Here is a 13,805-nt window from a genome sequence, read left to right as displayed (position 1 = left end):
GGATAGATCGGCCGCGAGTTGCTGACTCCTCTGAGTGTGAGCTTTGCAGTCGACGCGTCGCCGGGGTATTCGAAGATCTATTCAGTACTGCTCGCGGACAACGCCACCGGTCCGCCTCCTGCGCGGTGAGCGACATTGACGCTGTGTACACGCCAGGCCCCCGCTGTCAGTTCCACTGTGCTGACAGCACCGTTGGCGATGCGCGGTACAGGTTCGGAATGTAGGCCCGTCAGAACTGCGCGGATCAGGGCCCCGTGTGTCACGACAACAATGGCGGTTCCAGGGTGGTGGTGCGCAACGGCGTCGAGTGCCGCGATGCCGCGCTTCCCTAGATCGGTCAGATCTTCCTGTCCTGGATAGTCTCCTGCGGTCCATCGTCGGGCCGCGTCCTCTCGGGTGAGTCCCTCTGCCTCTCCGTACGTGCGCTCACGCAAACCTGCGAATACAGCCGGCGTTCCCATCGACAGTTCGCCAGCGATGATCGCCGCACTTTGCCGTGCCCGGATCAGCGGCGAGGTGACCACAGCCGACCAGTCTTGCGTCGCGAGGGCCCGTGCGCTCGCGCGGACTTGGCGACGGCCGATGTCGTTGAGCGGTACGTCAGAGGACCCCTGAAGCCGTCCCTGGCGATTCCATTCCGTCTGCCCATGCCGGATCAGTGCGAGAATCGTCCCTGACAGGCTCACCGGTGGGCCGAAACTGCTGACAGGACGGAGGCGGTCGCCTCGTCGTCGGTGTCGGCATCCGGGTAGAAAAGGGCTCGACGGATTCTCAGCCCGACACGATCGCCGACGGAGGGGCGCGGACCACGCACCGAACATCTGAAGTCCATCCCCTGAGAGGTCACGACGACGTCGCTGGAATCGCGCCCGAAGAGCGAGGACATCACGATGCCGTGCTCGTCGGTGTGCGCGCCGTCAACGGGTGAAATCAGTTCGATGTCGGTCGGCAACACGGCGATGGTTCCGAAACCGTTACGCGCGCCGTGTACTCGATCGGTACCGACGCAAAGCTGGTGGCCGATCGAACGGAATCGCCCGTCCTCGACGATGCCCTCAATCAGATTCGCATCCGAAAGAAAGTGCGCCACGAAGGCAGACGCGGGTTGGGTCACCACCTCTTCCGGGCTGCCGATCTGCTTGATACGGCCTCCATCGAGGATCACGACACGATCGGCGAGGGCAAGAGCTTCGGCCCGGTCGTGCGTCACATGCACCACGGTCAAGTTAGCGGCCCGAGTCAGTGTGCGCAGTTCGAGCCTCAGCCGGTCCCGTAGCGGCTCGTCCAGCGCCGACAGCGCCTCGTCGAGCAGCAGGGCCCGGGGCGACGAGGCGAGGGCGCGAGCCAGTGCAACCCGTTGGCGCTGACCGCCGGACAATGTCGCGGGATTGCGTCTTTCGAACCCGGCAAGCCCCACCATCGTCAGGACCTCGGATACTCGTGCGGCTCGCTGAGCCCGTGAAATCCCGGCCATCTCCAGCGGATAGGAGACGTTGCGTCCGACCGTGCGGTGCGGCCAGATGGCGTGCTGCTGGAACACCATGCCGAGCTCCCGGTCTTCCGGCGGAGCGCTTCGACGGCCGCCGGCCACCACGTCGGCGCCGAGGCTGACCGTTCCGGCGGTCGGATTCAGGAAGCCCGCAATGGTACGTAACAGGGTGGTCTTGCCGGATCCCGAAGGGCCCACTAAGGCAACGAATTCGCCGTCCTCGATGTCGAGGCAGATCTGCGCGAGGCCCAGTGTGCCGTCGGGATAACGTAGGTCGACTCCGGACAACGAAATTGCGGACATAGTGTGGATTCTCCGGTCGGGTTGAAGGCTGTTGTGGTGATTCAGGAGCGAGCGCGGCGGGAGGCGACGAGACCTAGTCCGGCCATTCCCACCAGAGCCACGATGAGGGAAAGCGCAGCTGCGGCGTTGTAGTCGCCGGCCTGTTGCAGGCTGAAGATCGACACTCCGAGTGTCTGGGTACCCGGGGCCACCAGCAGTACCGAGATCGTCAGTTCTCGGACGGCGGTCAGGGCTACCAGGACGCCGCCTGTCAGAGCGGCAGGGGCGGTCATCTTCCACGACACGTCGTACAGCGAGCGCCATCGGGAAGCGCCCGAGGAGCGTGCTGCCTCCTCGAGTGCGGTCGGTGTCGACGACAGTGGTGCGCGCACCGCCTGTACCACTATCGCGAGAAATGCCATGACATACGCGCAGAGGATCAGCCATCGGGTATTGAACAGGCCGGTGTATCTTCCAACGATCAACCAGCCGACGGCGATCACCAGTCCGGGGACCGCCTGCGGCAACATGGCGATCAGGTCGAGAGCGGCGTTGCTTCGCGAGCGGGTGCGCGTGGTCAGGACACCGATCGCCAATCCCACCACGGTGCAGATCACACCCGCACCGACCGCGAGCGCGAGCGAGTTCTGCACGCCCACCAGGGTTCCCGGTGCGCTGACGGCGGCAATGACACTGTCGAGCGTCAGATTGTTCCAGGTCAGTGGTACACCAGGGGCAGGGAGCAACGCTGATGCGGCGAGTGCCAGGACGGGCAGCATGGTCAGCGCGAGACCCACGGTCCAGGCGAGAATTGCGGCGGGAAACCTGTTTCGGCCCAACGGCAGTGGCTGCGAGGCGGTCACCGGCCCGTCCAGTTGCCAGCTGCTCCGCGAGAGTATGCGGTCGACGAATACGGCCAGCGCCGCAAGCACCAGCAATCCGATTCCGATGGTGGACACGAGTTCGAGAGGTGCGGCCACGGTGCCGGATTGGATGAAGCGGTAGACCATGGTCGACAAGGTGACGTAGCGCTCGGGCAATCCGACGATGGCCGGGATTCCGAAGTCGGCGAGGTTGGAGACCGCGGTCAGGGTGAACGAGGCCAGTAGCGCCGGCCGGAGTAGGGGGAGGGTGACGCTGCGCAGCGCACGCCACGGTGATGCGCCGGACGCGCGAGCGGCTTGCTCCAGATCGCCCGGGACCTTGCGCAACGCGGCCCCGATGATGAGGTAGGCCATCGGGTACGAATGCACGGTGAGCAGGAAGACAACTCCGTCGCCGCCATAGATGTTCCACAGCGGACCACCGAAATGGTCTGCCCAGTACTTGTTGATCATCCCGCTCGGGCCGAGCAGTCCGGTCCACGCGATGGCCCCAACAAACGGGGGAACCAGCAAGGGGCTGAGCAGGATCAGTCTCAGCACGCTGCGGCCGGGCAGGTCGGTACGGTCGACGAGCAATGCCATTCCGGTGGCGATCAGGACCGCGAACGCCGCGGACAGGCCCGCGGAGATGATGCTGTTGCGGGTGGCCACGACGATACCGCCGTCGATCATCTCCTGAATGTGATTGCCACCGAAGCCGAGTGAGACCACCGCTACCAGCGGGGTGGCGATCAGTGCGAGGACGAGCAGCCACACGGCAACTCGTATTGCAGTGACCGAGTCGAGCCGTCGCCCGGGCAGAGTCCGAGCGACGGAGGAGGAGAGGCTACTTGACGAGCTCATTGAACTTCTGCACGGCCTCGGCCTGGATTGCGGTGATTTGCTTCAGATCCGGTGTGAGCAGATCCAGTTCGCTGAGCGCCGGTGCACCTTCGGGGGTGCCGACGTCGGCGCGCACGGGGAGGTACTGCTGGGCCACGGCGAGTTCCTGCCCCTTCTTGCTGACCAGGAAGTCGACGAACTTCTTCGCCGCCTCGGTCTGAGCTGAGTCCTTGAAGATCCCGGCCGGTTCCGAGACGTACGGCACACCGTCGGTGGGGTACGTCAGCGCGATGGGTGAGCCCTTCTCTGCAAGCTCGCGGACGAGGTAGTCGACGACGATACCGATCGGCTGTGTTCCCGAAGCCACCGACTGACTAACCGGACCGTTGCTCTCGGCGACGATAGGCGCATTTGCTGCCAGGTCTTCGAGCCAAGATTCGCCGAGGCCGTCGGTGCTCATCCAGACCGCGGTATTGAAGGCAGCGGCACCGGAGACATCGGGATTCGGCAAGGTGATCTGTCCCGAGAACTTCGGATCTGCAAGCTCTTTCCACGACGTGGGCGGTGCCGACACCGAGGTCGTATTGTAGGCGATGACGGTCGGGATGATGCGAGTGCCGACGTAGTACCCGTCGGGATCAACGACGTTCGGATCGAGGGCGGAGACGTCGGTGGGTGTGTATTTCAATAGGAGGTCATCGGCTTTGTAGCCTTCGAAGGTCGGGGCATCGGCGGCGAGCAGCACGTCCGCGCCAACTTTGCCAGTAGCGCGTTCGGATGCGATGCGGGCATTGAGGTCACCGGTACCGGCTCGGTACACCTTGACGTCGATTCCGGGATTGTCGGCGGTGAACGATGCAACGAGTGCGTCGATCTTTGCCTGAGGCTCCGAGGTGTACACCGTCAACGTCTGATCTGCGGAGGATGATTCGGTACCGGAGCCGGTTTCGGCGGCGGGCTCGGAGCAGGCGGCGGTGCCGATCACAGCAACACCGACAGCGACGCAGGCGAGCAGTCGGCGGGATGGGGCGATACGGTGTGTGTTCATGCGGGTTTCGCTCCTGGGAATGAAATGAGTGGGGGAAGATCAGTTCATCGCGCCGACGGTGACCGTCGACGCGGTGTGGAACAGCACTTCAGGGGTGAACAACGAAATCGGAATGCAGGTGACGCCGCTGCGTCCCACCCGTACGATCGAGACGGACGGCGCATCGAGCCCGATCACGCTGGCCGAATCTGCCCCCGCGTCTTGGAGGTAGGCGAGCGATCCGCCCACCCAGACCGGAACCCCGGCAAGAGCCCCGCTCATCGGATGATGAAAATGGCCCGCGAGGATGACCGACACGCCGCTACCGGCAATCACGGCAGCCAGATCCTGGGGATTGGCGAGTTCGCGGCCGCGCAAGGTTTCGGCGACCGAAGGTACCGGCGGATGGTGCAGTGCCACGATCGTGGGAAACGGGGCGGATTCGGTCAGAACGGTTTCGAGCCAGGATAATTCGTGATCGGTCAAGCTGCCGGAACTCGAATCCAAACCGACGAGTCGGTGGCCACCCACATGGATCACGTGGCGCTCACGGAAGTGCTCGGCGAAATGTCGCAGATCATCATGATTGCCAGGAACCGTGAGAACTTGGCAGTTCAAGCGATCCTGCATGTCCGAAATAGCCTCGGCCAGAACCGGATAGGTACTCGCTTCACCGTGCTGCGCCAAGTCGCCGGTGACCACGACGGCGTCGACAGCCAGCGTGGAGTTCTCAAGATAGTCGACGACTCTGTGGAGCCGCTCGACCCCGTCGATCCTGCCGTACAGCGCATGATCGGCGGTGGCGTGTACGTCACTGATGTGCAGCACCGTGAGCTCGTCGAAGTGGGACAGTTTCCGGCGTAAGGCGGCGAGGTCAGCCTCGGTGAATCCGTGCCGGTGCAGGTAGTCCCGAACGGATCCGTGGCGGTTCCTGATGTGGGACAGCGTCTGTGCCAACGCCTCTCGGGGTGAATCCAGGTGCAGTTCGATGGACGTGGCGCGCTCGGCATCGGTAAGTGTCACGCCATCGAGAGTTCGGAGTGCGATGTGTTCGCGCTGTGGGCGCACCGACGTGCCGGAAACCTCGTAGTCGCGAAGGATCTCGACATCGGGAGCGTCTACAGCGGCCAGCGCGAGCGCGATGACGAGTCCGGTTCGGTCCTTGCCTGCCGAACAATGGACAAGAACCGGGCCCGGCGCGTACGTGATTGCGTGGAGCGCTCCGACCAATTGCACTGCGCGATCGTCGATCACGGTTCGATAGAGCTCCGTGATTTCGCCGTGCTGCGGCGGTCCAACTGCGGGATCGAAGATTGGCTCCCACCTGGTATTCCAGGGAAACGACGTAGTATCGACCCCAAGGGGGCGTTCGGAGGGATCACGCAGGTCTACAACCGTGCCGATTCCGCGGTTGCGTAGGGTCTCGACGCCTGCAGCCTCGAGACCCTCCAGTGTGGCTGCTCGATAGACGACGCCCGGCGCCGACGCTGCAGCCCCTGCATCACGCACGTTGTACGCGCCCGGAACATGAATGGAGTTCACAATCTACCCTTCGGCATTCAGCGTTCCATCTGTCATGGAACGAAGTTTCACGCAGAGGGAAGCCTGCTTCGGGAGGCTGAATGAACGGGTGAACCGGAGGAAACGGATTGCGACTACTTGGCTAACAGTCGGATTCGGTGGCGGGCCGGTCTTCGCTGAGTGCGTCGGCAACCACCTCGAGTGCCCCCCAGTCGGCGTCGCGGTGTTCTGGATGGCCGAGAATCGCCCGGTGAAGGGCGTAGAGGATTGCCGTCTGACTCACTCTGCTGGCAAACGAGTCCGCGTCGTTCTCGAGTAACCCGGCACCGGCCCACAGGACGTGGTCACTGAGTCGGGTGAGGGGCGAATGAACGAAACTCGTGACTGCGATGATCGCCGCGCCGCGATCACGCGATGCCGAACACGCCCGCAAGGTATGGATGTTGGCACCCGAGTAGCTCACGGCCAGGCAGACATCGTCCGGCGAAAGAAGGCGCGACGAGAACTGCTGCGCCAGGATGTCGAATGGGGCTTCCACACTGCGGCCCGCCGTGGTGAAGCGAAGAGCCGCATCTTGGATCGGGGGTGAGGAGAAACCATTGCCGACCAACAGCACTTTCCGCGCTCGAACGAGGAGGTCCACGGCGGTGTCAAACGCTCCTTCGTCGATGTTCGCGCGGGTCGCAGACAGTGCTTCTGCTGCTGCGGTGAATGATTCGTCCAAAGGATTTCCCGGAGTGTGCTCCGGACGTGTCGCCAACCGGGCGAGTTCGAGTCGTAAATGCTGAAACCCGCGGAAGCCTAGTCGTTGGCAAGCCCGCACCACGGTGGCTTGGGACGTTCCCGAGGCCGTGGCAAGCTCAGCTGTCGATAGTTGGGGCACTGCATGTGGTTGTGCAAGTACCGCTCTCGCAACCCGTTGTTCGCTCGGTCCGAGAGTGGCGAGTCCGGCCCTGAGCCGGGCTATGGTCGGATCGCGGTCGTGCACAGAGGGCATGGTGTTCCTGGCCTGTCTTGTCCCGGTGGGCCCTCGGGTGGTCCGAGGGAGAGTCAGATTAACCGGAATGACAATGCCGCAGCGAGTGAGGAAGCTGTTGTTCACCTGGCGGTAAAGTGGCGTACCTGTGGAATGCTCGTCCGAACCCTGTTATCTGAAAGCGTCGGCGTACAAGTATCGGGAGGATGCCTTGTCGTGGCGCGAATCCAAAGTCGGCGCGACGGTTGGCCATCGAACACGGAGACAATGTCGCACCACCGACGGATTGAGCGTGGCCCACGAGTTGATGCGCTCCTAAGGTCGCCAGAACTGTGAAGTCGCCGCGGCCAGGAGCGTCTTGATTTTCGTCGTACTCGATCACTTAACTCGCAAGGATGGGACTTGAAGATTCTCATTGACCGGTCGACTGAAATGCCTTCTTGCGCAAACTACGTCGAAAGCCTCCTCTACTTCATTGAAGGGGCCAGTCGGTAAAACTGGCCTACTTGGGGAGCTTCCCGGCGGATCAGTGTTGTGGCCGGAATGATCTGCCGGTCCTGCTATCGACACGGTCCATCCAGGTGGCGAAGGTGGGAGCTCGCGTTCCCTCACTGCCGGATTCAGCGTCGCCACCGCAGTTGGAGATTCTTCTTGCAGCATCATGGCGGCCCCTCGCCCAAATTGAACACCGCACAGTTGATGACTCACAATTGTTGGTTGCAGCCATGGCAGGGTTTGAAGCGTGCCTGCAAAGGGGGCCGACCCACGGGTCCAGACCAAGGGAATATACGAACCTCTCGTCCGGGATAAAGGTTGACGCGATTGCGGCGGGGTCGAAGTTCGCTGATACTTCGATCTTGTGCTCGTTCGCCGTGCAAACGAGATATGTCAGAGCGCGAGGGACACATCATTGCCGCACTGAAGATTCACATCAGGGACACTAAGGCGACGGTCTCAGGTATCGCGATCGCGCCTGGCGTGCAGCGAGCCGATTCGTAGCGAGGTTTACCGAGTTCGAGCGTGTCGTGAGGTTCCTCCGCGCTCCCGACCCCTCCCATTGCCATGCGATCCGGACGCTGAGAGGGGTCTTGGACCGTCGCCGAGTGGCGAGGACGAGGGCGACGTCGGTCACCAGATCCTTGTGCCAGCGACTACAGCGTGCCCTAGCAGATTCGAGTCACGGCGCCAGCGAAGCCACCCTCAACGAAGCTGCCGTCCGCGATCATCCGCTGCGACTCTTCGTCAGTCACCACTCGCGTATGGGTGCGACCCGTTTCGTCGACCGGCGGAGCCGACACGACCGGAGCGGTAGGCAGGGCGGTGGCGTCGGCAATCATCTCCTGTAGCTTCTCCGGACTGAGATCGCTGATCACCGGCTCGCAGTTTGTCGCGTCCAGGGGTTCGCCAGCTACGGCGGGTCCAAGCTCCTGAGCAGCGATGACCGGACTGTGGGGAGCAGAGTCGCTGGCCCAGGCGATTCCGGGGGCCGCGATCGCGGCTGTGGCAGCCAGTCCGGCTGCCGCGATCGCGGCGCGTTTGCGGAAGGTGTGAGTGTTGAGGGACTGACGCATGGCGATCTCCTTCGGTTGTGTCAGAGCCCTTGCGGCTTTGACATAATTTCAAACTAGAGGCGAAAAACTACGGGACCATTAGCGATTCCTTGGGGGATCATTAGGAAATAGGGATTGATAGATGCCGCAATGAAAGCGGCAGAATCCGTCCGAGTTCCATCCAATGCTGGACAATCAAGCTCAGGATCCAGCCAGCAACCCCGACAAGAATTAGATAGACAGCAATGGTCAGCGCTGCCGTTGCTACGCAACGATCCTTGACTTCATTCTCGCATTCCCCCCACTTCCACCCTGGACAGACAGTCGGCACCGACCGCACCGGCATGCCACCCGATTTCAGATGCGGGATATGTTGGTGAGCGTGGTCCGACAGCTGTTCCGTTTATGGATTGCGATCGAAACTTCACTCGCGGCATTAACTACGTCATCCAGGGCGTCGGACGAGACCCCTCGCTACGCGGCACCTCCGGCGGCGATCGTCGAAGGACTCTGCCACTGCAAGAATCCAAAAGGCCAGGGAAGTAGCACCGTTGGCCGACGATGGGGCGCAACAAAGCGCATGGTCCGGAAACCACATCATCTGCTGAGGTGTGACGGTGCGCTATCGCTAGGTCTCGAATGACGTCGATAGTAAGAATGCACCTCGACGTCGAACTGCGCTGTTTCGAAATGCTCTGCACACGGACATATCACCACTTCCAAGCTTCGCGGATCACGGTTCACGGTATTGCTATGATTCCTCCCCAGAAATGAGGAACCACAGCGCAGAGTTCGAACAACGCGATCCAACTGTTCACGCACTTTGTATGCAATGGGTGAATGGCCAATCGCCGAGACTGGCTCATCGGATGCATTGTCGCAGTGGCCGGGAGACGAGTTCGCGCCAACTGGGAACGAATCGTCCGTGTGTCGTCAGGGATTGCGGAGATCTGGACCGGCCACGGGACGCGTGGGAACGTCGAAAGGCTTGGCGATGGAGCGTTAACCATCGCGTATACCGAAGAGATGGATCGACTCGATCAATAACGACACTTGTTCTCTTCTGCAGAGGTAACAAGTGACGCGTGGCGGAGCCGTCCGATTTGAGCAACACGGGAAAGGCGCTGTGCCAGAGCAAAGGCGCTGTGCCAGAGCCGGACTGACACTGACAGTCATTTCCTCGGGGTAATCGTACGGAGGACGACCTGAAACACAATTGCAGTTCCGGATCCGATGACCAAACCGGCAACGGCATCGGTGACAAGAATTCCAACCGTCACACCGAGAACCGTGGCAGCTGAGATCGCCAACGCGAGATCAGTCGCCTGCTGACGGGTCATGATCGCGACCCCCCTTTTTTCTAGAGAGTCACGTGTCCGCACTGGACGCGACTCGGACCCAGTGTGAGAACGGAATGGATCGGTGTCGTAGGTGAGCGGGGAACGCCGAAACGAGTACTGTTTGGCGGCGAGGATAAGTTCTCGGCGGGTGCGCAGATGCAGAAACTATATCTGCGCACCCGTTCGAGAACGCCCTTTCGGCCTGTGCTCAGAATTTCAAGGTAAAGCGCAGGCCCTATTTGCTAACTTCCGAAGGAAGGAATGCCTGGACCGGACGGAATTCCGGGGTTTGGCGTTACTGGCCCATCCACGACAACTGTGTGAGCAAAATTCCCTACCTGCCGTGTGAGTTGTTCGAGTTGCAAACCTGGGATCATGTTTGTTCCTTTCCTTGTCTGATTTTTTTCTTACACTTCGAATGTTATGAACCAAAACTTCGAGCGGTGTTGCTGGATTATTAAGAAATGACCAGAGTATGGGACGAACAAAATCAGACGGTTCTGAACGCGCGGAACTCATTTCGCGCCTACGAACTTGCACGATAAGCCTAGGGGACGGCGTCTTCGTCGAAGGCATCGCCAAAGTCTTGAGTGGTCAGTGGATGAGCCAGCAGAAAGTCCGGATGCGTTCACCAGCGTCCTTCGGTTCGATCGCTCCACTGGAGTTGCTGATCTCGTTGACCATTTCGTTGCCCGGCCCCTGAAGTGAACGACCGAGGTTTTCGGTGACGCCGATGTAGAAGTCGGCACTACCGGTCGCCGTTCCGTGCTCGTAGATGACGCCGACGCCGACGCCGATCCGTTTCACCGTTCGAGTCGATGATGCGGTACCGACCGCTGAACGGCCCATCCTGGGTGTGGATCGCGTCCAATGTCTGAGACACCTAGGTGCGGTCGTCGGAATGTTTGTGTGAGAGCAGTGGTTTCGTGGTGGGAACTACCGCTCCGGCCCGCGGGCGTGTACCGGAATGTTCCGACCCGGTGTGGTGCAATGTGGTCACCGGATTGCGCTCGCGCCATTCGGTCCGTCGTGATGCCTATGCTCCTCGTCCTTTCTCCCGCGACGAGTGCGACAAGGAGGATTATTTGTATCCGAGGAGTCGCGACTGGGCCGAAGTTGATCGATACCTGACCCGTGACCGCCCTATGCCGGTCTGACGATCTCGCGCCCTGGATATTCGTGGGGGCGAGGAAAGATCCGTTCCTCCCGCCCCGCCTCATCGGTGATGCCGGGCTTCAGCGAGTTGGTCTTCGAGGATGATGATCCACGCGGCGTCGAGGGATGCTCTGCTACACACGTAGCGAAAAACCATCGGCCCCGGAACATTCCGGCCCCGCGGCTGCCGTAGCGGCTGTGTTCATCGCAAACTGGGCAAAGAACGTAAATCCCAGTGTTACTCCAGGTTCGGGAACGGTGAGTGTTCCGAGGGCGGTAGTCGACGGGGCGCACCAAGGGGTGGAACGAACCATGCCCAGCATTCCGATCCCGTTTCGGGGGTACAGGTTTGGAGGATCACGAGGGGGGTTGGGGTTCTCGTGCTGCGGTCAACGGTTCTCGTCCTGATGGTCCACCATCAGCGCCGTCAGCAAGGCGGCCGCCCTCATGGAACTGCGGTGGGATGCAGGCGCCCAGTGTTGTTGCGCCCGCTTCATAGGGGTAGATGTTGGCGCTGACGCTGATTCCCGAGACACGTGCGCTCTCGATCCTGTCGATCGCCTTCCTCATCGCCGGCCAGTTCTGTCGTCCAGATGCTTTGAGATGATAGACCTCTGCACGAGCTGCCGTCACTCCCGCGATATCGATGAGTTCGTCGATAGCATCGATCAGCCGGTCTGCTTCGTTGCGAACATGCGAGATATAGAGGGCGTCATGCTTGCCGAGGCTCTGTTTTGCACCTCTCGGTACGTTTCGTTGTTTTCAACGTGCACCTTTGAGATACTAAACCAATCTAATTGAGATCATAAAAGGAGTTTCCTGATGTTCGATCGCTTGCCTGCCCTTGCTTTCACCGAGCGCGTTGCGCTGTCTGCCTTGTCGGGGTCCGACGTCATCCCTGTTCGAGGAGTACCTGTGGTGCCCATGCCGCCCCATGTGGTGGAAGCGGCGTCCGAAGCTGCAGGCCAGGTCTTTGCACGTCGTACCCGTGGCGCCGTGGATCTACGTCAAGCCATCTCGGAGATCCTGACGCGAGAGCACGATGTCGCCGTGGATGCCGAGACGGAGCTTTTGATCACTCACGGCGCACAGCACGGGATGAGCATTGCTCTCCGGGCCCTGCTCTCAGCAGGGGATGAGGTTGTCGTCCCTTCTCCCACATATTTTTTCGACGGGATGATTCGGATGGCCGGCGCGATCCCACGGTATGTGTGTTCGACAGCGCAGATGGGCTGGTCGCTCGATCTCGACCAGATCGCAGCGGCTGTTACGGAACGAACCACGGCCATCGTGCTGTGCAATCCCAACAATCCGACGGGAAATGTTCCGACGGCAGAGGAACTCCGCGCCGTCCTTTCCCTGGCGGATAAGCACGGACTGATTGTGTTTGCCGACGAATCGTACGAGCGATATGTCCATGACGGACCCGGCTACACCCCTATACAGGCGCTGGGTGGCGACCGTGATCGCTTGGTGACCGTCACCAGCCTGAGCAAGAACTACGCGTTTTCGAGCTGGCGGATCGGTTACGTGCACTCCTCCCCAGCCACGATCGACAAGATTCACGCGGCCCTCGAGTGGGACGTGATCAACGTCGGCGACGTCCCGCAAGCCGCAGCCACCGCTGTACTTACCGGACCTCAGCAGTGGTTGGATCGAGAGTTCGCGACGATGAAAGCCCGCCGCGACGTACTGCACGGCGCGCTCGCCGCGGCCGAGATTCCTGCGGTCCTTCCTCAGGCCGGGATCTTCCTGTTCGCAGATCTGAGTGCGACGGGCCACCGGGGCGAGGATCTGGAGGGTTTCCTGTTAGATGCGGGAGTGGTCGCCTTGTCCGGTGGGGGGTTCTTCGGCCCTGATACGCACGTCAGGCTTCTGTACGGCGCGGAGGAATCCGATGTTCGGGCTTTGGGTGACCGCGTGGCCGAAACAGTTGCCACTGCCAGGTCTGCAGGATCGCGGGCCTAGTCCACTGCGGTTAGCCGGGCAGCAAGATCGGCGTGGATGTCACTGCATGACTGCTGGTCAGCGCGTCGATGATCTCGCGGCGCGCTGACCTCGTGCGGTGCTGCATCGCTGACCGCGCAGCCTCGGGATCCTGGGCGATGACTGCGTCGACGATCGCTGCCCGCTCACCGATACGCGCCTCGGGCATCGACGGGGCCAGCGTCACGGCCAATCGAACGACTCGCTCTATCTCGTCCAGGACCTCTACGACGCTACGGGTCAAACGTGCGTTACCGGACCCGTTGGCGATGATGGATTCGAACTCGTAGTTTTCGCGTAACCGTGCATCCAGGTGGGGTCCCCCGAGTTGGCCGTAGTTGTCATCTGCACACAACTCCACAAGGCGATCGGACTGAGCCGCACCGAGCCCCAGGGTCGCGGTGAGAGCCGCGGCTTCGCCCTGTAGAAGCGTACGCATGTCGCACAAGTTCGCCACATCACCCAACGTCACCGAGGACACCACGTAGCCGGCGCGAGGCAGTGGCTGAACGAGACCATCCCGGTGCAGTCGCGCGAGCGCTTCACGGACCGGAGTTTTACTCAAGCCCATCGAAGCGGCCACCTCGGGTTCGGTGAAGTGCTGCCCCGGTGGCCTCCTCAGCTCGATGATGTCCCGCTTGAGCGTGAAGTACGCACGATCCATCATCGACCCGCTGACATCGTGCTCGAGCAGTAGAGCCGGTCTGTACCTCATTGTTCCCACCAGTCTTTCGATTGCGAACACTTTAACCCACCCAAGAAATATGTGTCGT

General features: G+C 61.4%; 11 protein-coding genes and 1 pseudogene. 1 reads left to right on the top strand and 11 read right to left on the bottom strand.

From position 1 onward, the window contains the following. Positions 1-77: 77 nt before the first annotated feature. The 10 genes and pseudogenes from AC3WQS_RS27325 to AC3WQS_RS27280 all read right to left on the bottom strand — a co-directional run bounded on the left by AC3WQS_RS27325 (position 78) and on the right by AC3WQS_RS27280 (position 10,698). On the bottom strand, positions 78-686 hold the full coding sequence (locus tag AC3WQS_RS27325) for a histidine phosphatase family protein (RefSeq protein WP_194273601.1): 609 nt from the start codon (positions 684-686) through the stop codon (positions 78-80). Then, positions 683-1,792, bottom strand: coding sequence for an ABC transporter ATP-binding protein (locus tag AC3WQS_RS27320; RefSeq protein ID WP_492712925.1), 1,110 nt, complete (start codon positions 1,790-1,792; stop codon positions 683-685). The genes AC3WQS_RS27325 and AC3WQS_RS27320 overlap by 4 nt, the downstream gene beginning before the upstream one ends. 41 nt (positions 1,793-1,833) lie before the next feature. Continuing rightward, positions 1,834-3,498, bottom strand: coding sequence for an ABC transporter permease (locus AC3WQS_RS27315; RefSeq protein WP_153212126.1), 1,665 nt, complete (start codon positions 3,496-3,498; stop codon positions 1,834-1,836). Further along, on the bottom strand, positions 3,482-4,525 hold the full coding sequence (locus tag AC3WQS_RS27310; RefSeq protein WP_214500107.1) for an ABC transporter substrate-binding protein: 1,044 nt from the start codon (positions 4,523-4,525) through the stop codon (positions 3,482-3,484). The genes AC3WQS_RS27315 and AC3WQS_RS27310 overlap by 17 nt, the downstream gene beginning before the upstream one ends. A gap of 39 nt (positions 4,526-4,564) precedes the next feature. Next, the gene (locus AC3WQS_RS27305; protein ID WP_492712926.1) at positions 4,565-6,046 is read right to left on the bottom strand and encodes a tyrosine-protein phosphatase; all 1,482 of its coding nucleotides are present in this window, start codon (positions 6,044-6,046) and stop codon (positions 4,565-4,567) included. Between the two features lie 121 nt (positions 6,047-6,167). Next, a complete protein-coding gene (locus AC3WQS_RS27300) occupies positions 6,168-6,749 on the bottom strand; it encodes a MurR/RpiR family transcriptional regulator (RefSeq protein ID WP_228118039.1) in 582 nt (193 codons plus the stop codon). A gap of 48 nt (positions 6,750-6,797) precedes the next feature. Further along, positions 6,798-7,022: pseudogene (locus AC3WQS_RS27295) on the bottom strand (MurR/RpiR family transcriptional regulator); the annotation flags it as partial. 1,142 nt (positions 7,023-8,164) lie between these two features. Continuing rightward, on the bottom strand, positions 8,165-8,572 hold the full coding sequence (locus AC3WQS_RS27290) for a hypothetical protein (RefSeq protein WP_492712927.1): 408 nt from the start codon (positions 8,570-8,572) through the stop codon (positions 8,165-8,167). Positions 8,573-9,723: 1,151 nt separating this feature from the next. Further along, positions 9,724-9,891, bottom strand: coding sequence for a hypothetical protein (locus tag AC3WQS_RS27285; RefSeq protein ID WP_492712928.1), 168 nt, complete (start codon positions 9,889-9,891; stop codon positions 9,724-9,726). Between the two features lie 594 nt (positions 9,892-10,485). Continuing rightward, positions 10,486-10,698, bottom strand: coding sequence for a hypothetical protein (locus tag AC3WQS_RS27280; protein WP_492712929.1), 213 nt, complete (start codon positions 10,696-10,698; stop codon positions 10,486-10,488). A gap of 1,170 nt (positions 10,699-11,868) precedes the next feature. Between AC3WQS_RS27280 and AC3WQS_RS27275 the strand changes: the two genes are divergently transcribed. Beyond that, positions 11,869-13,014: a pyridoxal phosphate-dependent aminotransferase gene (locus AC3WQS_RS27275; protein ID WP_492712930.1), complete on the top strand. Its 1,146-nt coding sequence runs from the start codon at positions 11,869-11,871 to the stop codon at positions 13,012-13,014. Positions 13,015-13,024: 10 nt separating this feature from the next. Here AC3WQS_RS27275 and AC3WQS_RS27270 read toward each other — a convergent pair whose 3' ends face one another. Then, positions 13,025-13,747: a GntR family transcriptional regulator gene (locus AC3WQS_RS27270; RefSeq protein ID WP_400823333.1), complete on the bottom strand. Its 723-nt coding sequence runs from the start codon at positions 13,745-13,747 to the stop codon at positions 13,025-13,027. Between the last annotated feature and the right edge of the window lie 58 nt (positions 13,748-13,805).

It is taken from the genome of Rhodococcus sp. FW305-130 (assembly GCF_058788335.1).
The sequence above is the reverse complement of the archived record's forward strand: the minus strand, read 5'-3'. Positions and strand labels throughout refer to the sequence as shown.